This is a genomic window from Pseudoalteromonas sp. QJM3NY_22 (assembly GCF_056173065.1).
This window is the reverse complement of sequence record NZ_CM149655.1, coordinates 3,705,095-3,723,527: the sequence shown is the minus strand read 5'-3', so window position 1 is coordinate 3,723,527 and position 18,433 is coordinate 3,705,095. Positions and strand designations below refer to the sequence as shown.

The following is an 18,433-nucleotide window of genomic DNA, read 5'->3' as shown; positions in this document are numbered from 1 at the left end:
TGCACTCATTTAAGGCCTTTTACCGCAGTGCCTGCAAAACAAATGGCTATTATGCTCATTTAACTGCGTTTTAATGGCCTTATTAGCTTCTAGTTTACTCAAGCCTAATTTATAGCGTAGTTCTTCTAGGTGTTCTTGTTGAGTATCATTAAGAGTGCCATCTTGAATTTGTTCATGTACGGCATCTTCAAAAAACTGGCGGCGTTTACGTATTTGTTCTGAAAAACTAGACGCCAGTAAACCTGTTGGTATCGCAACCATACCCATGCTCAGTAGTGTGATAACGCCGCCGAAAAACTTACCCAATGGCGTTATAGGTACTACATCACCATAACCAACGGTCGTTAGTGTGGCCATTGCCCACCACATAGCTGCAGGAATAGAGCCAAATTTATCGGGCTGTATGTCGTGCTCAATTAAATAAATTCCGCATGAGGCTAAAATAAGCACCACTGCCATAATAAAAAAAGCGGCCATTAATGAACTACCTTCATCGTTAAAGGCTTTTAAAAGTAGCTGCATGGCACGTGAGTAGCGTGTGAGTTTAAACACTCTTAATAGTCGAAGCACACGTAAAAAACGTAAATCGAGAGGAAATAAAAACATCATTAAGCTCGGCAAAATCGCGATTAAATCAACAATTGCCAAAGGGGAGAAAAAATAACTAAGCCGACGTTTGGTATTAGATCCTTTTATTGCAGCATATTGTGTTTTATCTACGCAAGCCCAAAGTCTGGCTAAGTACTCAATAGCAAAAATAGCGACTGAGACAATTTCTAAAACTAAGAATTCGTTGTAATACTGCTCTACCACACTTGGGATTGATTCAATAACGATGGCTACAACGTTGATCATTATTAAGCTAATGAGTGCAATATCAAGAATATGCCCTGCTCGGCGGTACTGGCCTGTGCATTCAAACAGGCAAGCCAGTTTTTGTCTTAAAGTCTGCGAATTATTCATTATGTAAATTTAAGTACCATGTTAATACTGCCTTCTTCAAAGTCGCGGCTAATTTTAAAACCTAGCTTACGGGCAAGCTCAATCATCCCTGTATTCTCAGGTAAGGTTATGCCTTCAATCGACTCCACACCTTGGCGTTTGCAGTGATTAATTGCAGCACTCATCAGTATGCGACCAAGCCCTAAGCCTTGGCAGTCTGAGCGTACTACAATAGCAAATTCAGCATGTAGGTTATCGGGATCCATAATGACGCGAGACACACCCAGAGTGCGGGTTTTACCTTCAAAGCGTTGGCAAACAATAAACGCCATTTCACGGTCGTAATCAATTTGGGTCATTTTAGCGAGTTGATCGTGGTTAAACTGTGGAAGCTCGCCAAAAAAGCGTTTATATCTGTCTTCTTTGTTAAGTGACTCGTCAAATACTTTATGAGCTTGTTCATCTTCTGGTTTTATCGGCCTGAGCGTAGCTTGGGTGTTATTCTTAAGTGTTACCACTTCAACAAGTTCAATAGGGTAGGGACGAATAGATAACCGCTTACGATTGCTCTGAGCTTGATAGCGATTAAGTGTCATAGTGGCATCAAGCACTAAAAACTGCCCATTACTGGCAAGAATAGGATTTAGTTCCATTGAGCTAATGTCAGGTTGATCAATTACTAACTGAGAAATGCGTGTTAGCAGTGCACATAAACGATACTTATCAACCTTTTCTGGGAGTATGCGCTCCTTTAATACGCCTTTGTCGTGCGCTGCAGCAATTAAATACTTTGCCAAGTTCATATTTAGTGGAGGCAGTGCAACGGCGGCTTGTGCATATTCAAGGCCAGTGCCTGCTTCACCTAATAATATAACAGGGCCAAAATTAGGCTCTGTTTTGATCGCAATTCGCAGCTCATTTGCTCCTGCTCGTGGCGCCATTTTTTGTAATGAAAACCCTTCAATAACAGCATCCGGATACGTGTTTTTAATACGGATAAGCATTGCAAAAGCAGTTTGTTCAACCTCGTTGGCGTCGTTTAAGTTAAGTACCACACCACCGACTTCAGACTTCGAGGCAATACTTGGACTAATAAGTTTCAACGCGACCGGAAAGCCAAGCTCTATGGCTTGCTCTTTGGCTTCTGTTGGGGTGTAAGCGACCTCAGTTTGAATGCATTTAATACCATAGTGGTTTAATATTTGACTTGCCTGATGAGTAGGTAAGTAGCTTTGTCCGTCATCTAAAAACTCATTAATAAGCGCTTTAGCTGCCACTTTATTTATTTTAGCGTAATCAGTGTTCGACTCAGGTGTTTGCGTTAAATGCTTTTGGTTACGACGATACGTTACCAAGTGCATAAACGCGCCTACAGCACCCTCTGGTGTTCTATAAGTTGGTATTGCGTTGTTTGAGCACACTCTTCTGGCGGCGTAAGATGCGTCTTCACCCATAAAGTTAGTTATAACGTAAGGGCGCGCCATTTTGGGTAATGTTTGTAAGGTTTCTACAATAATGTTGGCGTAGTCTTCGCTGGGCGCAAGCGCTGAGGGAGTATGGATAATCAGTAAGTTTTTAACTTCTTTTGCGTGCAGTAAAATTTCTAATGCTTGCTTATAACGCGCAGGTGCTGAGTCGCCAAAAATATCCACAGGGTTTGAGGTGGTTTCTGATTGCGGAATGACTTTATTTAGCGCATTTCGGGTTTCAATGCTTAGTTCTGCTAATTTACCGGAGCTTTGAATAAGTTCATCAACGGCCATAACACCTGGGCCGCCACCATTAGTTAAAATTGTCAGTTGTTCTACTTTTAATAATTTTGGATGCATGGCGAGTGTTTGTGTCGCTGCAAATAGCTCTCGTAAATCATTTACACGCAGCATACCCGCTCGTTGGAATAACGCATCATAAACAGCATCAGAGCTTTGCTTTGCGCCGGTGTGAATTTCGGCTGCAAGTGCGCCCGCAGTTGTTTTACCTGTTTTAATCGCAATTACAGGCTTACTAAAGGCCGCTGCTCTTGCTGCTGATATAAAGCCACGAATATCTTCAATGTTATCTATGTAGAGTAAAATAGCTTTAGTTTTAGCATCACGACCTAAAAAATCGAGTAGTTCATTAAAGTTTATATCAAGGCAATCACCTACCGAGACAAAATATGAAAAGCCAATTTCTTTGTTTTTAGCCCAATCTAAAATGGTTGAGCATACTGCTGCTGATTGCGATACAAATGCAATTTTACCTGGGCTTGCCACAGTATGTGAAAAGCTCGCATTTAAACCAATATGAGGGATCAGCAAGCCTAAACAATTGGGTCCAAGCAAAGTCACTTGCTGGGTTTGAGCACATGCTTTAAGCGCGCTTTTTTGCTCTCCAGAAAGTCCATCTGCAATAACAATAGCCGTTTTACAGCCAAGCTCTCCAAGCTGCTCAATAACATCAATTAAGGTATTTTTATTAGTACAAATAACAGCAAGATCGGGGACTTTTGGTAAATCAGCAATAGAGGGGTAAGCAAGTACGCCATGTACTGCGCTATGGCTTGGAGTAACTGGCATTATCGGCCCTTTAAAGCCACCTTGGAGTAAGTTGCGCATAACTACAAAACCAGCACGAGTTGATGTATTAGAGGCGCCAATAACAGCCACTGAGCTTGGGTTAAAAAACTGGGTAATACGCTTAAGGCTCATGGCTTTTCCTAGGTTGATTAAATTTTGCGTTATTTATAGTCTCAATGTACCTTGTTTACTGTGTTATTTCGAGCGTCTCGATGCTTATTATTGATATCAATCAAGGAGATTATTGTGAATAAACAACCCGGTTTTTACATTGTTATAGCGGCTATTTGTTTAAGTATAGGCTTAATTAGCTTAGGGTTTATTTTAAAAAGTACCGCTCTGGGTGTGAAAGGAATGGAACGTACTGTGCAGGTTAAGGGATTGGCCGAGCGAGAAGTAATAGCTGATACGGTAATTTGGCCTCTGCAATTTAGTGATGCCGACAATGATCTTGAAGAATTAGTCAGCCGAGTTGAGAAAAAAAATGATGCGGTAACTGCTTTTTTAAAACTCCATGGTTTTGACGACGATGAAATAACTATAGGTAGCCAGTCAGTTATTGATAAACAATCACGTGAATACAGTAATGAAAATCAAAAGTTTAGATACATAATACGCTCAAATATTATTGTTTATTCTGCTGCGCCAGATAAAGTACAAAACGCCCTGAGTAAAGTAAGCCAGCTTGCTAAACAAAATATCGCAATAGTGCAGGATAGTTACGAAACAAAAGTTGAATACATTTTTACAGGCCTCAATGATGTAAAACCTGCGATGGTGCAAGAAGCAACTGAAAAAGCGCGTGAAGTCGCTAATAAATTTGCTAAAGACTCTAATTCAAAATTAGGCAAAATAAAAACAGCTCGCCAAGGGCAATTTAGTATCAGTAATCGCGATTCAAACACTCCACAAATCAAAAAAATACGCGTTGTTACTAGTGTTGAATATTATTTAGATGACTAAATTGCTCTAATTAAATGCGCCACCTGTGCGGTTGAACGCTGCAAGTAAGCAGCACTAAGTAAAATGCTAGTTTCGTTAAGGCCTGCGCCTTTTAGTGTATTTGCCAGTTGCTGTTTAGCCATTGGGTTTTGTTTTTGCTCTATTTCCATGAGTGCTAATAACGCTGAAAACTCATGTTTTACCGGCGTGCTTGGCTTATTCGCATACGCAATGTAACAAGCTACGGGTGTTAGGCCGCGATCGTTTGGCTGGGCAAGCGCTTTTACTAAATTATCGTTAGATTCAAACAGCATTAAAGAGCGCACATAATTAAAAGGTAATTTTTGATCGTCGGCGTGTTTAAATACATTATGCAGCGCGTTATTGCCCCGCACGTCTTGCGCTAAAAAGCCTTTATTAACTTTAAGTGCTGGGGTAAAAAAGGTTAACGTATCTGTTGTTGTCAATTGGTTTATAAACGCGGCTGGAGGTGCATTGGTAGTTAAAATACGCGTTGCCACATTTTGCATAAAGTCGTATTTAATGCTCATACGCTGAGTGCTTTCATATAAATGATTTAGCTGCAATGTCTGTTGGGCTGGGCTTAACTGTTTAAAGTCGTTATCAAGCTCATCTAGCTGATGCTTTGAAATACGTGCGTTAAGTAGTTGTATGCTTAAATCCATTATTATTTCCAAAGTCTTTTTTGCTACTATAAAACAAAAAAGGTCGCAAATGCGACCTTTCATCTTAAAACCAATTGTTTAAATTGGTTTTAAGCTTTTTTGCTTGCTACCCATTCATTAACAAAGTTTTCTAGTACATTAAGTGGTACAGGACCATTTTTAAGGACAACGTCGTGGAACTGGCGAATATCAAACTTATCACCCAGTTGCTTTTTAGCGTCTTCACGAAGTTCTAAAATCTTAAGCATACCCACTTTATAAGCCGTTGCTTGAGAAGGCATTACAATGTGACGCTCAACCATTTTAACACCGTCAGATGTTGCATTAGGCGTGTTATTTACGTAGTAATCAATACCTTCTTGGCGAGTCCACTTCATTGCGTGAATACCCGTATCAACCACTAGACGACATGCGCGCCACAGCTCCATTGAAAGGCGACCAAAATCTGAGTAAGGGTCTGAGTACATGCCCATTTCTTTAGGAATGAATTCTGAGTATAAACCCCAACCTTCAATATACGCAGTGTAGCCACCAAATTTACGAAACTTAGGCACGCCTTCTAGTTCTTGCGAAATAGCTATTTGCATGTGGTGACCCGGAATACCTTCGTGGTATGCCAGCGCTTCCATTTGATACGTTGGCATAGCTTCCATATCGTAAAGATTCGCGTAGTAAATACCTGGGCGTGAGCCATCAGGAGCTGGCTGTTGGTAAAATGCTTTGCCCGCTGCTTTTTCACGGAATGCTTCAACTGCTTTTACTTTTAAATCAGCTTTTGGTTTAACAATGAATAGCTCATCTAAACGTGTTTTCATTGTATCGATAAGCCCTGTTGCTTCATCAAGGTAGCGTTGTTTACCTTGTGCATCATTAGGGTAGTAAAATTGTTTGTCAGTTTTCATAAACTGCATAAAGGCTTTTAAGTCGCCTTTAAAGCCAACTTTATCTTTAATTTCACGCATTTCATCATGAATACGTGTTACTTCAGACAGGCCAATTGCATGAATTTCTTTAGCCGTTAAATCTGTAGTTGTAGTGCGCTTAAGTGCGTTGTTATAAAACGCTTCGCCATCAGGTAATTTCCATGCGCCATCACGGTTATCTGCACGTTTTTCTAACTGTGCTAGGTAGTTAATTAGCTTAGAGTAAGATGGTTTAACAGCCGATTTTAATGCATCTGATGCATCGCTGATTAACGAGTCTTTTTCGTTTTGGCTAATTTCAAGCACTGCTACTTTACGTTTAAAATCAGCAAGCAATGTAGAATCATCGCCTTTTTCGAATGGGGCACCGTGAATAATGTTTTTACTTGAATCAATAACATGCGGGAACACAAATTTAGGAGCGATAATGCCTTTTTCTGCACGTACATTTAAATCAGTAATAAGCTGATCAATAACCTCAGTAACACCATTTAAACGTGAAATGTAGTCTTTAGCTTCTTTTGCATTACTAATTGAGTGCTGATTAATTAAAAACGCAGGGATCATAGAATGCGTACCAAACATTTGGTTCACAGGGTAATTATGGTAACGCCATTTAAAGTCGGCAATTGAACTTTCAAGATCTTGTTTTTTTAAGTCGTAACTTACTTTTGTTGCATCATCTAATAAATCACGATTAATTGCTTTTAATGCAACTAGGTCAGCTTTTGTTTGTGCTAAATCTTTAAGCTTTCTTTCTTCGCTGCCATCGTCCCACTTATCGTAATCTTGCTTAATACCCATATATGTTTGATATACAGGACTGCTCATTACATCGCGATTAAATGTATCTTCAAAAAATGCATTCGCTTTGTCTATTTCACTTTGTTGTGATTGAACTGCTTGTGCAACAGAGGCTGGAGTTGATTGTTGTGTTGTTTGCTGGCAACCAGCAAGCAGTGCAACGCTTACAGCCGCTGCAATAAAAGTAAGTTTACGCATTGTTTTCCCTTTTGTTGTTAGAAACCCATTAGGGTGTTTTATATTTATTCGCTTTATATTGTCGTGTAGTGCCTTAGCACTACACGAACAATTCTAGTAGGTCATTTAAAAAGCGATGACCTTTTAAGGTTACCTGCCAATGACTGTCTGTTTGAGTCAATAAACCTTTATTAAGTGCTTGGTTTAGTGCGCTTTGTTGACTTTTCAGTGGCAGTGTTGTTAGTTTATTAAAATCATTAATTGGGCAAGGCTCAACAAGGCGAAAGCGATTCATAAAAAATTCAAATGCTAAATCGTCTTGCTCTACATGCCAGTTTTTGTACATATATGGTTTAATTAAATCCATATAACCGCGCGGGTGCTTAACCTTTTCGGTGCGCGTTATAAGCCCTGTATTTTCATCAGTAACCTTACCATGTGCGCCGCAGCCAATACCAAGATAATCGCCAAAACGCCAATAATTCAAGTTATGTTGGCATTGATAGCCCGGTTTTGCATAACCCGATATTTCGTATTGCACGTAACCGGCTTGCTTGAGTAATTCTACTCCTTGTTCTTGAATGTCCCACAGTGTTTCGTCTTGTGGCAAGGTAGGGGGTTTTGAAGCAAACTGCGTATTGGGTTCAATAGTTAGTTGATACCAAGATATATGTGGTGGATCGAGCGCTATAATTTGCTTTAAATCACTCAGTGCATCGTCAAGTGTTTGCCCTGGTAAGCCATGCATTAAATCAAGGTTAAAGCTGTTTAAACCGGCTTCTTTAGCCTGCTGCGCAGCATAATTAGCCTCGTCGCTGCCATGAATCCGACCAAGTGCTTTTAACTTGTCGTTTTGCATGCTTTGCACGCCAATAGAAATACGGTTAATGCCTGCTTTTACGTAATCTTTAAAGCGACCTGTTTCTACTGTACCAGGGTTGGCTTCAAGGGTAATTTCGCAGTGTTCTTCAAGCCCAATTAGGTTGTCGACTTCATTTAATAATCGGGTATAAGCTGCACCAGTTAATAAGCTCGGCGTGCCGCCACCAATAAAAATACTGTGAATTTTACGCCCTTGTACTAAGTGCAAATCAGCTTTTAAGTCATCAATTAAGTGTTGAACATATTCAGCTTCAGGTATTTCACCTTTTTGTCCGTGGCTATTAAAATCGCAGTACGGGCATTTTTGCACGCACCAAGGCACATGCACATATAAGCTCAGTGGTGGAAGGTTCACAGGCCGCCTTTTTGCTGTAGCTCTAGTAATAATTTTTGCAGCGCTTGTCCGCGATGACTCACTGCATTTTTTTGCTCTTTTGTAAGCTCAGCACTGGTGCAATTTTGTTCTGCTACAAAAAACACTGGATCGTAACCAAATCCACCGTTGCCATTTTGAGTGAGCGTAATTTCGCCCTCCCAACTAGCACTACAAATAAGCGGAGTCGGGTCGTCTGCGTGGCGCATTAACACCAGTACACACCAAAAACGTGCACTTCGGATAGGATTATTACCTAAATCAACGAGTAACTTATCAATGTTATCTTGATCACTGGCACCTGTACCTGCAAAGCGAGCAGAATACACACCGGGCGCACCATTTAAGCCATCAACTTCTAAACCGGAGTCATCGGCAATAGCTGGCATGCCGGTAATTTTAGCGGCATGGCGCGCTTTAATAATGGCATTTTCAACAAAGGTAGTACCGGTTTCGGCAACTTCACCTACGTTAAAGTCGCTCTGTGGAACTACATTAATATTCAGAGAGCTTAGCATATTAGCTAGCTCTTTTACTTTGCCAGGGTTACCTGTAGCAAGTACTAAAGTTTTGGTCATGTTATTAATCTACGTAAAATTTTTGCTGAAACTGTAATTTTTGAAATTGATTACTTTGCTGTATTTCAATCTCAAAGCGTAAAATCTCTTCGTTGGTGTAATCAACTTGGGCAAGGTAATAAATTGAATCACCTTCTTTTACTTCTTTAAAAGTAAGCGTTTGTTTGTTGCCAAGTAGGTTTCTAGCTGTGCCAGTAAGCTTTGCTGTTTGGGCTGTATTTTCGGCATCATTTTTTAAAACAGAAATATTCACAATGCCTTTGTATCCGCTTCGCTCAAGGCCATACGCTTTTGCTATTTTTGGCTGAATAAAAGTAGAAGGAAAAGCAATGTAATGCACTTGCCATGGGCCAAGCTCTTTGTATTGTGCGCCTTGCATTTCTTCGCTTTGCGCGTTAAATGCAAATGCTAAACAAGCAATAAAACAAAACTTAATTAAACGGTTCATTATGTATTCCTCAAAACATATAAAAAAGAGGCCTTTGGGCCTCTAATTAAAAAATCCATATTAGACTAAAAAATCCATAAGCAGCATTTGCAAAAACTGAATACCAATAATAAGTACTAAAACTGATAAATCTAAGCCACCCATTGATGGCAATATTTTACGAATTGGTTTTAGCATTGGTTCAGTAAGCTGATGGAAAACCGCTTCTATAGGGTTATAACCTTGGCTAACCCAACTTAAAATAGCGCGAATAATAAGTACCCAAAATACTAAATTAAGGCCTTCTTTTAGTACCGTTATAAGTGCTTGAATAAGTACAGGCTGTATTGCCCACGCATTATATATAACAAGCATTAAAGTACTGATTTTGGCTACAGCGACTATAAATGCCAGCAACAGAGAAGCTAAATCAAGCCCACCAAATCCAGGAATGATTTTACGCAGTGGTTTTACTGCAAACGAAGTGGCTTTAACCACAAACTGGCTCATTGGGTTGTAAAAGTCGGCTTTTGCCCACTGCAGCCAAAAGCGCAGTAATACCACCATTAAAAACAAATCAAACAAGGTACTGATTAAAAATTGCATGGCATTCATAGTGTAACCTTCAATAAAAAAGTAGTTTTAAAGTTCTTTTTCCATTTGCTCTGCACGCGCAATACACGCATCCATTGCATCGCCAACGGTTTTAGTTAAGCCTTCATCTTTTAAGTGCTCAACAGCTGCGTGAGTAGTACCGCCTTTAGATGTTACGTTCGAACGTAGTTGCGAAATACTAATATCAGGCTGGCTAAGTGCCATTTCGGCGGCGCCAAGGGCTGTTTGTTGCACTAAACGACGAGCGTCTTCGTCGTTAAAGCCCAGTGCTTTGGCTTTTTCTTCAATGGCTTCCATAAACAAGAAAAAGTAAGCAGGTGATGAGCCGGTCACAGCAATAATATCGTTTATTTGTGACTCTTCTTCAACCCATACCACAATGCCAGTGCATTCAAAAACTTGTTGTACAAATTCGTGTTCGCTTTGTGTTTCGCCCGCACCATATAAACCTGATACTCCGCGACCTAATAAAGACGGTGTATTTGGCATGCAACGTATCATTTTAACGTCTTGACCTAGCATTTCGCGCAAACGTTTTACGGTTAAGCCCGCAGCAACAGAAATAAACAGTTTATTGCTAAAGTCTATGCCTGACTCTTGAAACGATTTACATAAATCGCCCATCATTTGTGGTTTAACAGACAAAACAATTACATCAGCATCGCGCAGGGCTTCGTTATTGTCACTGGTGGTTTGCACCTTGAAATCAAATGCTACCTTTGCAAGCTTTTCTTGGTTGCGGTTAGTTGCAATAATATTACTTGCGTTAAAACCGTTTTTTACCATGCCACCAATAATGGCGTAACTCATATTACCTGTGCCTATAAATGCGATTTTTTTATCTGACATAAATCTGTTATCACCTTTTAAGTTCGTGTTCCAAAAATGTCTGTGCCGATCCTCACCATGGTTGAACCTGCACTAATGGCAGCTCCAACATCGTTACTCATACCCATCGACAAAGTATCTACTTGAGGATATTGGGTCTTTAGTTTATCAAAGCAAGTTTGCAATTGCTCAAAAGATTGAATTTGTGTATCCAGTTTGTCGCTTTTAGCAGGAATTGCCATTAAACCTCGAAGTGTTAGGTGCTCACATTGGTTTATATAATCGGCAAGTTCATCTATTTCATCGCGGTGGCAACCTGACTTTGCTTCCTCATTACTTATATTTACTTGAATAAGTACATTTAGAGGCGCTTTATCGCCTGGGCGCTGGGAGTTTAATCGTTTCGCTATTTTCATGCGATCAACGCTTTGCACCCAGTCAAAATTGGCAGCCACTAAGGCACTTTTATTGGATTGAATAGGGCCAATGAAATGCCAAATGATGTCGCTATATGACTGTAGTTGAGCTATTTTATCTATAGCCTCTTGAACATAAGATTCACCAAATTCGCGCTGGCCGTGTTTGTAAGCTGCAATTATATCTTCGCTTGGTTTCGTTTTAGACACTGCCAGCAAGGTTATTTCATTGTTATTTCGCTGTGTGTTTTTTGCAGCCGTTGCAATTCTAGCGTAGGCGGATGTGAGTCGTTCTGCTATTGTAACCATATATTTATCAGTTAGTTGTGGAGTCATAAATGGATATTACCGAATTATTAGCGTTTAGTGTGCAACATAAAGCATCCGATTTACACCTATCCTCGGGTGTTTCACCTATGATACGCGTAGACGGTGATGTTCGTCGCATTAATATACCTGCATTAGAAGATAAAGACGTAAACAGTCTGGTTTACGATATTATGAACGATAATCAACGCAAGGACTACGAACAAAACCTCGAAGTGGATTTTTCGTTTGAAGTACCTAATTTAGCACGCTTTCGTGTGAATGCGTTTAATTCTAATCGCGGACCAGCAGCAGTGTTTCGTACCATACCAAGTGAAGTGTTAACGCTTGATGATTTAGGTGCGCCAGAAATCTTTAAAAAAATATCTGATACTCCTCGAGGACTAGTTCTGGTTACAGGGCCTACGGGATCGGGTAAATCAACGACACTTGCCGCGATGGTTGATTATATAAATCAAAATAAACATCATCATATTTTAACAATTGAAGATCCAATTGAATTTGTTCACGATAATAAATTAAGTCTAATTAACCAGCGAGAAGTCCATCGCGATACACATAGTTTCTCAAATGCGCTACGTAGTGCTCTGCGTGAAGACCCTGATGTAATACTTGTGGGTGAGTTACGTGATTTAGAAACAATTCGTCTTGCAATGACCGCAGCCGAAACCGGGCACTTGGTATTTGGTACGCTACATACCACTTCAGCACCAAAAACGATTGACCGTATTATCGATGTATTTCCTGGTGAAGAAAAAGCAATGATCCGTTCAATGTTGTCTGAATCATTACGTGCAGTAATTTCACAAACATTACTTAAAAAAGTGGGTGGTGGGCGAGTCGCTGCACATGAAATTATGATTGCAGTGCCTGCTATTCGTAACTTAATTCGTGAAGATAAAGTAGCGCAAATGTATTCATCTATCCAAACTGGCGCATCCGTTGGTATGCAAACAATGGATCAGTGTTTAACAAACTTAGTTAATCACGGTATTGTTAGTAACGTTGCAGCTAAAGAAAAAGCACAAGACAAAACACAATTTGGCGGTTAAGGAACTATTATGACGTTATCTTTAAATCATTTTTTACTGTTAATGATTGAGAAAAAAGGCTCTGATTTATTTGTATCAAGTAGGTTACCTGTAAGCGCTAAAATAAATGGCGAACTTATCCACTTAGGTGATGAAAAGTTAACTGATGAAGAAGCGCTCGAGCTTGTTGAGTCTGCTATGAGCGAAAAGCAAAAAGCGGAGTATCACGCAACTAAGGAATGCAACTTTGCGATTGCAACTGACGAAGGGCGTTTTCGTATTTCTGCCTTTTGGCAGCGTGATAGAGCAGGTATGGTTATTCGTCGAATAGTTACGCAAATACCTGATGTAGAAGAGTTAGGTCTGCCCTCTACGCTCACGGATGTAATTATGTCTAAGCGTGGGCTTGTGTTATTTGTGGGTGGTACAGGGACGGGTAAATCAACGTCTTTAGCGGCGCTTATTGGTTATAGAAATCGTCATCAACGTGGTCACATTTTAACAATTGAAGATCCTATTGAGTTTGTTCACGAACATCGTAAAAGTATTATTACTCAGCGCGAAGTAGGGCTTGATACAGAAAGTTTTGAATCAGCACTCAAAAGCTCATTGCGCCAAGCACCCGATGTAATTTTGATTGGTGAAATACGCTCACAAGAAACCATGGAATATGCACTTAGCTTTGCTGAAACAGGTCATTTATGTGTTGCTACACTACACGCTAATAATGCTAACCAAGCTATTGATCGAATAATGCATTTAGTACCTAAAGAAAAGCACGATAAGCTTAAATACGATTTAGCGCTAAATTTGCGCGCTATTATTGCTCAACAGTTATTACCTACTTCTGATGGTGAAGGTCGTGTTGCAGCAATCGAAATACTACTTAACTCGCCGATGATTGCAGAGCTCATTAAAAATGGTGATATTGGTGGTATTAAAGAGGCGATGGCAAAATCGAAAGAAATGGGCATGCAAACTTTTGATCAAGCATTATTTGAACTTTATAAACAACAATCAATTAACTATGCTGATGCGCTGCACCATGCTGACTCGCCGAATGATTTACGTTTGATGATTAAACTACGTAATAATGAACAACAAGGAGCTGGTTTTTTACAAGGTGTAACGATAGATGGTTTAGATGGAAAAGACAGTAATTACTAAATGCTAAATGAAAAATATAAAAGCGCCAAGTTGGCGCTTTTATATTTTATACGGCCTTATTATTCACCGTAACTAGATTCAAAAAAACTTTCTAAAATAATAACCGCAGACATATTATCTACATTACCTTTACCCAAGTTTTTATAGCCGCCTTGCTCGAATAAACGAGCTTTAGCATCGGCTGTTGTTAAGCGCTCGTCTTGCGTTTGCACAGGAATGCCGTAATGGTTATGCAGCCTGTTAGCAAACTTTTTAGCTTTAAAGGTTACTTCTTGTGAAGTCCCATCCATATTTAGCGGCAAACCAACAACCATTAAGTCGGGCTGCCACTGCGACACTTGTACTGCAATATGATCCCAATTTGGAATACCATCTTGCGCTTTTACAGCCTTTAGGCTCGATGCACTACCAGTGAGCTCTTGACCAATAGCAATGCCAATACTTTTGGTGCCAAAGTCAAAGCCCATTACGGTTCGCTCGCCTTGCGGTTTAAGCGTTTTTTTTGTCATGTTTGTCTTGTTTAAGTTTTAAATAATTAAAATTACTATGCGTGACCGGCTTCAGGGCTTAGTTGGCTTATATCAAAGCCCAGCATTGAAACCGCTTTTTCCCATCGTTTTTCAACGGGCGTATTAAAAATGATCTTCGGATCAGCTTCTATAATTAACCAACTATTATCAAGCAGTTCTTGCTCTAGTTGACCTTGCTCCCAACCTGAATAACCTAAGGTAATGATAAACTGCTCGGGTGCTTGTGCGGTTGTTAAACTTGCGAGTACATCTTTAGATGTAGTGATCATAATGTCACTACTGAGCTTTTGACTTGAGGTGTAACCCAGTTTTGGAGAATGCAGTACAAAGCCTCGATCGGTTTTAACCGGGCCACCTGCATATACAGCAACTTGTGCAGCTTGCTGGGTTTTATCATTATCTATTTCTATTTTGTCCAGTAGTTCGCCAACGGTAACATTAATAGGTTGGTTGATCACCAAGCCCATAGCCCCATCTTCATTGTGCTCACAAATATAGGTAACGGCACGTTTAAAAAAAGGGTCTTGCATCGACGGCATCGCGATTAAAAAATGATTTTCTAATGACTGCATAGATTTCACCCTTTTAAGTTAGTGGACTTTGAGTATGGCATATACCTATGTTTTTAAAACTAAATAAGCTTATGTATATCATTAAAAATTAATGCAGCAGTTACTGCATTAATTTTTAATGCGAAAAAGCTATAAGTAACGATTAGGTATGTGCTTATTTACCTAGTTTTTTCTCAATTGCGTCAAATAAAATACCCGTAATTGAAATATCATAAGCAGCTTCAATTTCGCGCACGCACGTTGGTGCAGTGACGTTAATTTCAGTTAATTTATCGCCAATAATATCTAAGCCTACAAATATTAAGCCTTTTTCTTTAAGCGTTGGTGCAACAGCTTGCGCTATTTTTAAATCTGATTCGCTAAGAGGACGCGCTTCGCCTCGACCGCCTACAGCTAAGTTACCGCGTGTTTCACCATTTTGTGGAATGCGCGCTAAACAATACGGAATGACTTCGCCATCAATAACCAATACGCGCTTGTCGCCTTGTTTGATCTCAGGAATATAATTTTGCACCATAGCAAAGCGACTGCCGTGTTCGGTTAACGTTTCACAAATTACACCAATATTAGCGTCGTCTTCTCTAATGCGGAAAATAGATGCGCCACCCATGCCATCAAGTGGTTTTAAAATAATGTCTTTATGCTCGGCTAAAAACTCACGAATTTGTTTTTGACTACGTGTAACCAGGGTATCTGGCGTATGTTTGCTAAACCATGCTGTAAATAGCTTTTCATTAGCATCGCGAAGGCTTTGTGGCTTGTTAATTATTAACGTACCTTCTTGTTCTGCACGCTCTAAAATATACGTCGCGTAAATGTATTCAGTATCAAAAGGAGGGTCTTTACGCATTAAAATTACATCAAGGTCGGCAAGGGCTATAGTGGCTTTTTCTTCAAGCTCGTACCATTTTTCTGCATTGTTGAATACTTGCGCTTTAGACGCCGTAGCGTAAGATTTACCTTTACGAAGAGATAAATCATCCATCTCCATATAATAAATTTCGTAGCCGCGTTCTTGCGCTTGCATCATCATTGCAAAACCGGTGTCTTTTTTGATGTTAAATCCACTAATAGGATCTGAAATAATACCTAACTTAATTGCCATGCGCTGTGCCTTACTATAAATGTTACTGTTTATATGAGGGTGCTTTTAGTTATTTCAATTAGCTAAATCGCCAAATTGAAGCTGTAATGCACTTAAGACCGTTAAAGCGGCCGTTTCCGTTCGTAAAACACGCGGGCCTAAACGAATATCTACAAAATCTAGTTGCTTAGTTAGTGCCATTTCATCATCGGTAAAACCACCTTCAGGACCGACTAAAAAGCGCACGCCATCTTTAGGTACTGTAATAGTTTTAATGCTGTGCTCAGCACTAGGGTGGAGTGTGAGCTTAATTGCATTGGTTTGTTGTGCAAGCCATTGTTTTAAATCAATCGGTGGATTAATGATTGGTATAAAGTTACGTCCTGACTGCTCAGCTGCTGCAATTGCGATTTTTTGCCATTGTTGGTGTTTTTTCTCAAGGCGATCACCCATTAGTTTTACGCCACAGCGCTGACTAAAAATAGGCGTAATTTCGGTAATCCCTAGTTCAACTGATTTTTGAATCGTAAAATCCATTTTATCGCCACGTGAAACACACTGACCTAAATGAATTTTTAAGGGGGATTCAACATCATGAGCATTAAATTCATATGGCATTACTACAACTGTTTTTTTAGTTACTTCAATTATTTCACTAAGGTATTCGCCGCCTTCGCCATTAAAAATAGACACATTTTCGCCTACTTTCATACGAAGTACACGGCCAACGTGGCCTGCAGCGTCTTCATCTAACGAAACGGGGGTATTTAAGATAATGTTAGATTTTTGATAAATATGAGGAACTCGCATGTAATGTCACTTATAGGTTAGCGCATAAAAGTTATATACCGCTATGGTAAGTAAGCTGTGAGCTTGGTGCAATTATTTATTTTCTATTAAGTTGTTCTGTTAACTCAACTAGGTTCAAAGGAGTTTCCGCTATATCGGTGTGGCAAGATAGATGATTTGAGTGACTTTGGTCTGTTAGTGGGCAAAAGTTAAAACCATTTTCATCTTGGCTAACTAAAATGCGATTTTTATGCAAAGAGTTATAAATAAATCGCTGTGCATCATCGGCCAGTAAGTAGTCAACTTTATTTAGTAAAATACCTTCGATACTGTGATGCTCATGCAAGTAGCTGGCAAGTTCAGAAACACTTATTTCGTTTTCAAAATCGCAATAGCAATAGTCTTTTATAAGCTCATCAAACATCATTTTTACTAATTGGCGCATATTAGAACCCGCTATGACTAAGGGGCTCGATGTATTTCGTCGTTCACTATTAAAATAGTGCTCAGCAAATGATCGGCTAAACTCTTTATCTATGTCTATTAATAAATAGTTAGTCACTTGGAATGGCATAAGTCCCCATCGTATTTAGGTCAGTGTATACAAACTTAATTAAAAGTAGATTGTTTACAGTCGTTTAATTTAAAGAACTCACTGAAAAATAACTTGAGCCAAAAATAGCCAATTTATCTTACACAGCTGAATTCAACATTAACGATGTTGAATTCACGTGCAGTAAGCCCACTATTGATGTGTAAATTCACCTTATTTTTCCAAGCGCTAAATAAATTTTAATATCATAGCAATCTAGTACGCTGGCCAACCTTTTCAGTCAAAGGGAGGCTAAATAGAAAACATGCTAATTAGCAAGTAGCCAATAGCACAAAAAACAGCAAATTCAATACAAGCAATCCCTATGTTATCTTGATGATCAACCTCAAGCGCTGTATCAATATTAGGTAAGGATATAACTTTTATTACAAAAGTAAGCGCATACAGTAATATCCACATTACACCGCAGTGCATGACGAGAGTGAATAAATTTTCTACCATTTTACCATTTTGAAATTCAGCACTGGATAAACCAGCATACACAGCGAGTGCTAAACCAATCGACTTACCAGCATAGCGTATCCCTATCGAGGTGTTCTCTAAATTAAAGTTGCTCTGTAATGAAGCTCCTTGATTCGCTTTTGCAAAGCGGTACTCGCGGATTTTACTATCAAAAGCGAACATACCTTGCAGGACAAAAAAACTAACAAAAGCAATTAGCAAGTTACTTAGACCTTGTGTATGGGTCCATGTATAAAGCCCTAAAGTCATAATGCAGTTAGCGATTAACATACCTGAATCGACTAATGCAGCACATACGTTTTGTTTTAATATAGCGGCTTCTTCATTAAAACGATGGAGAATCCATTTTCGATGAATTAAGTGTCCCGCTTTGATAAAAATAAACAGTAGAATAATTAGTACAATCACTTTTAAAGGGTTGGATTGCGCAGTACTTACGCTAATTTCATCAAACAAAAAAGCCATAGTTGCAATAACAACTGATATTTCAGAGGCAAAACTAATCCCCATTGCAAAGTTATCGTGCTGCGCAAGTTCATCTTTAAGCGCTTGTTTTGCTTTAATTTGAGTTACGACTCGTAGGCAAAATATAGTTATGCAAATAACCGCAAAACTAATAGCAATCGCAACAAAACTAGTGTTAGATAATGACAAATAAGACATGGTATTCCTAAGTAGAGTTAACCTTTCTAGGTTTTAATCATTCT

Annotated in this window: 19 protein-coding genes; 3 read left to right on the top strand and 16 right to left on the bottom strand. The window is 39.4% G+C overall.

Annotated features, from left to right (window positions below):
• Positions 1-9 precede the first annotated feature (9 nt).
• Positions 10-963: an ion transporter gene (locus AC0VZ4_RS17235; RefSeq protein WP_096793781.1), complete on the bottom strand. Its 954-nt coding sequence runs from the start codon at positions 961-963 to the stop codon at positions 10-12.
• Entirely contained in the window at positions 963-3,632 is a 2,670-nt protein-coding gene (locus AC0VZ4_RS17230) for a bifunctional acetate--CoA ligase family protein/GNAT family N-acetyltransferase (protein ID WP_475440261.1), read from the bottom strand. The genes AC0VZ4_RS17235 and AC0VZ4_RS17230 overlap by 1 nt, the downstream gene beginning before the upstream one ends.
• A gap of 114 nt (positions 3,633-3,746) precedes the next feature.
• Between AC0VZ4_RS17230 and AC0VZ4_RS17225 the strand changes: the two genes are divergently transcribed.
• Positions 3,747-4,463 (top strand): SIMPL domain-containing protein, encoded by a 717-nt coding sequence (locus AC0VZ4_RS17225; RefSeq protein ID WP_475440260.1) that lies wholly within the window; start codon positions 3,747-3,749, stop codon positions 4,461-4,463.
• On the opposite strand, the gene AC0VZ4_RS17220 is transcribed toward AC0VZ4_RS17225, so the two are convergent.
• The 8 genes from AC0VZ4_RS17220 to AC0VZ4_RS17185 form a co-directional block, all read right to left on the bottom strand.
• Positions 4,460-5,128 carry a hypothetical protein gene (locus AC0VZ4_RS17220; protein ID WP_475440259.1) on the bottom strand — a complete coding sequence of 223 codons (669 nt, stop codon included), beginning with the start codon at positions 5,126-5,128 and terminating at the stop codon, positions 4,460-4,462. The two genes, AC0VZ4_RS17225 and AC0VZ4_RS17220, sit on opposite strands and share 4 nt — an antisense overlap.
• 89 nt (positions 5,129-5,217) lie before the next feature.
• Positions 5,218-7,053, bottom strand: coding sequence for a DUF885 domain-containing protein (locus AC0VZ4_RS17215; protein ID WP_007376529.1), 1,836 nt, complete (start codon positions 7,051-7,053; stop codon positions 5,218-5,220).
• A gap of 79 nt (positions 7,054-7,132) precedes the next feature.
• The gene (hemW, locus tag AC0VZ4_RS17210; RefSeq protein WP_475440258.1) at positions 7,133-8,269 is read right to left on the bottom strand and encodes a radical SAM family heme chaperone HemW; all 1,137 of its coding nucleotides are present in this window, start codon (positions 8,267-8,269) and stop codon (positions 7,133-7,135) included.
• The gene (locus AC0VZ4_RS17205; RefSeq protein ID WP_033028329.1) at positions 8,266-8,865 is read right to left on the bottom strand and encodes an XTP/dITP diphosphatase; all 600 of its coding nucleotides are present in this window, start codon (positions 8,863-8,865) and stop codon (positions 8,266-8,268) included. Before AC0VZ4_RS17205 ends, hemW begins: the two co-directional genes overlap by 4 nt.
• A gap of 4 nt (positions 8,866-8,869) precedes the next feature.
• The gene (locus AC0VZ4_RS17200) at positions 8,870-9,313 is read right to left on the bottom strand and encodes a DUF4426 domain-containing protein (protein ID WP_007376526.1); all 444 of its coding nucleotides are present in this window, start codon (positions 9,311-9,313) and stop codon (positions 8,870-8,872) included.
• A 60-nt stretch (positions 9,314-9,373) separates the two neighbouring features.
• Positions 9,374-9,907, bottom strand: coding sequence for a YggT family protein (locus tag AC0VZ4_RS17195; protein ID WP_002962568.1), 534 nt, complete (start codon positions 9,905-9,907; stop codon positions 9,374-9,376).
• Between the two features lie 27 nt (positions 9,908-9,934).
• Positions 9,935-10,756 (bottom strand): pyrroline-5-carboxylate reductase, encoded by an 822-nt coding sequence (proC, locus tag AC0VZ4_RS17190; RefSeq protein ID WP_008136620.1) that lies wholly within the window; start codon positions 10,754-10,756, stop codon positions 9,935-9,937.
• Positions 10,757-10,773: 17 nt separating this feature from the next.
• Positions 10,774-11,487 (bottom strand): YggS family pyridoxal phosphate-dependent enzyme, encoded by a 714-nt coding sequence (locus AC0VZ4_RS17185; protein ID WP_475440257.1) that lies wholly within the window; start codon positions 11,485-11,487, stop codon positions 10,774-10,776.
• A 2-nt stretch (positions 11,488-11,489) separates the two neighbouring features.
• Here AC0VZ4_RS17185 and AC0VZ4_RS17180 point away from each other — a divergent pair, with 2 nt between their 5' ends.
• Both AC0VZ4_RS17180 and AC0VZ4_RS17175 read left to right on the top strand, forming a co-directional pair.
• Positions 11,490-12,530 carry a type IV pilus twitching motility protein PilT gene (locus tag AC0VZ4_RS17180; protein ID WP_008136622.1) on the top strand — a complete coding sequence of 347 codons (1,041 nt, stop codon included), beginning with the start codon at positions 11,490-11,492 and terminating at the stop codon, positions 12,528-12,530.
• Between the two features lie 9 nt (positions 12,531-12,539).
• Positions 12,540-13,676: a PilT/PilU family type 4a pilus ATPase gene (locus AC0VZ4_RS17175; RefSeq protein WP_033040501.1), complete on the top strand. Its 1,137-nt coding sequence runs from the start codon at positions 12,540-12,542 to the stop codon at positions 13,674-13,676.
• A 59-nt stretch (positions 13,677-13,735) separates the two neighbouring features.
• On the opposite strand, the gene ruvX is transcribed toward AC0VZ4_RS17175, so the two are convergent.
• The 6 genes from ruvX to AC0VZ4_RS17145 form a co-directional block, all read right to left on the bottom strand.
• On the bottom strand, positions 13,736-14,185 hold the full coding sequence (gene ruvX / locus AC0VZ4_RS17170; RefSeq protein ID WP_096793772.1) for a Holliday junction resolvase RuvX: 450 nt from the start codon (positions 14,183-14,185) through the stop codon (positions 13,736-13,738).
• A gap of 35 nt (positions 14,186-14,220) precedes the next feature.
• On the bottom strand, positions 14,221-14,778 hold the full coding sequence (locus AC0VZ4_RS17165; RefSeq protein WP_007376520.1) for a YqgE/AlgH family protein: 558 nt from the start codon (positions 14,776-14,778) through the stop codon (positions 14,221-14,223).
• A 154-nt stretch (positions 14,779-14,932) separates the two neighbouring features.
• Positions 14,933-15,883, bottom strand: a complete 951-nt coding sequence (gshB, locus tag AC0VZ4_RS17160) for a glutathione synthase (protein WP_475440256.1) — start codon at positions 15,881-15,883, stop codon at positions 14,933-14,935.
• Between the two features lie 54 nt (positions 15,884-15,937).
• Positions 15,938-16,672 carry a 16S rRNA (uracil(1498)-N(3))-methyltransferase gene (gene rsmE / locus AC0VZ4_RS17155; protein WP_475440255.1) on the bottom strand — a complete coding sequence of 245 codons (735 nt, stop codon included), beginning with the start codon at positions 16,670-16,672 and terminating at the stop codon, positions 15,938-15,940.
• Between the two features lie 76 nt (positions 16,673-16,748).
• Positions 16,749-17,225 (bottom strand): hypothetical protein, encoded by a 477-nt coding sequence (locus AC0VZ4_RS17150; RefSeq protein WP_007376517.1) that lies wholly within the window; start codon positions 17,223-17,225, stop codon positions 16,749-16,751.
• A 270-nt stretch (positions 17,226-17,495) separates the two neighbouring features.
• A complete protein-coding gene (locus AC0VZ4_RS17145) occupies positions 17,496-18,389 on the bottom strand; it encodes a DUF350 domain-containing protein (protein WP_007376516.1) in 894 nt (297 codons plus the stop codon).
• Positions 18,390-18,433: the final 44 nt, after the last annotated feature.

Coding starts and splice junctions, on each gene's coding strand:
- rsmE (WP_475440255.1), bottom strand. CDS start 16,672: ATGCGAGTTCCTCATATTTATCAAAAATCTAACATTATCTTAAATACC.
- AC0VZ4_RS17165 (WP_007376520.1), bottom strand. CDS start 14,778: ATGCAGTCATTAGAAAATCATTTTTTAATCGCGATGCCGTCGATGCAA.
- AC0VZ4_RS17145 (WP_007376516.1), bottom strand. CDS start 18,389: ATGTCTTATTTGTCATTATCTAACACTAGTTTTGTTGCGATTGCTATT.
- AC0VZ4_RS17200 (WP_007376526.1), bottom strand. CDS start 9,313: ATGAACCGTTTAATTAAGTTTTGTTTTATTGCTTGTTTAGCATTTGCA.
- AC0VZ4_RS17230 (WP_475440261.1), bottom strand. CDS start 3,632: ATGAGCCTTAAGCGTATTACCCAGTTTTTTAACCCAAGCTCAGTGGCT.
- AC0VZ4_RS17175 (WP_033040501.1), top strand. CDS start 12,540: ATGACGTTATCTTTAAATCATTTTTTACTGTTAATGATTGAGAAAAAA.
- AC0VZ4_RS17205 (WP_033028329.1), bottom strand. CDS start 8,865: ATGACCAAAACTTTAGTACTTGCTACAGGTAACCCTGGCAAAGTAAAA.
- gshB (WP_475440256.1), bottom strand. CDS start 15,883: ATGGCAATTAAGTTAGGTATTATTTCAGATCCTATTAGTGGATTTAAC.
- ruvX (WP_096793772.1), bottom strand. CDS start 14,185: ATGACAAAAAAAACGCTTAAACCGCAAGGCGAGCGAACCGTAATGGGC.
- AC0VZ4_RS17180 (WP_008136622.1), top strand. CDS start 11,490: ATGGATATTACCGAATTATTAGCGTTTAGTGTGCAACATAAAGCATCC.
- AC0VZ4_RS17220 (WP_475440259.1), bottom strand. CDS start 5,128: ATGGATTTAAGCATACAACTACTTAACGCACGTATTTCAAAGCATCAG.
- AC0VZ4_RS17185 (WP_475440257.1), bottom strand. CDS start 11,487: ATGACTCCACAACTAACTGATAAATATATGGTTACAATAGCAGAACGA.
- AC0VZ4_RS17150 (WP_007376517.1), bottom strand. CDS start 17,225: ATGCCATTCCAAGTGACTAACTATTTATTAATAGACATAGATAAAGAG.
- proC (WP_008136620.1), bottom strand. CDS start 10,756: ATGTCAGATAAAAAAATCGCATTTATAGGCACAGGTAATATGAGTTAC.
- AC0VZ4_RS17195 (WP_002962568.1), bottom strand. CDS start 9,907: ATGAATGCCATGCAATTTTTAATCAGTACCTTGTTTGATTTGTTTTTA.
- AC0VZ4_RS17235 (WP_096793781.1), bottom strand. CDS start 963: ATGAATAATTCGCAGACTTTAAGACAAAAACTGGCTTGCCTGTTTGAA.
- AC0VZ4_RS17215 (WP_007376529.1), bottom strand. CDS start 7,053: ATGCGTAAACTTACTTTTATTGCAGCGGCTGTAAGCGTTGCACTGCTT.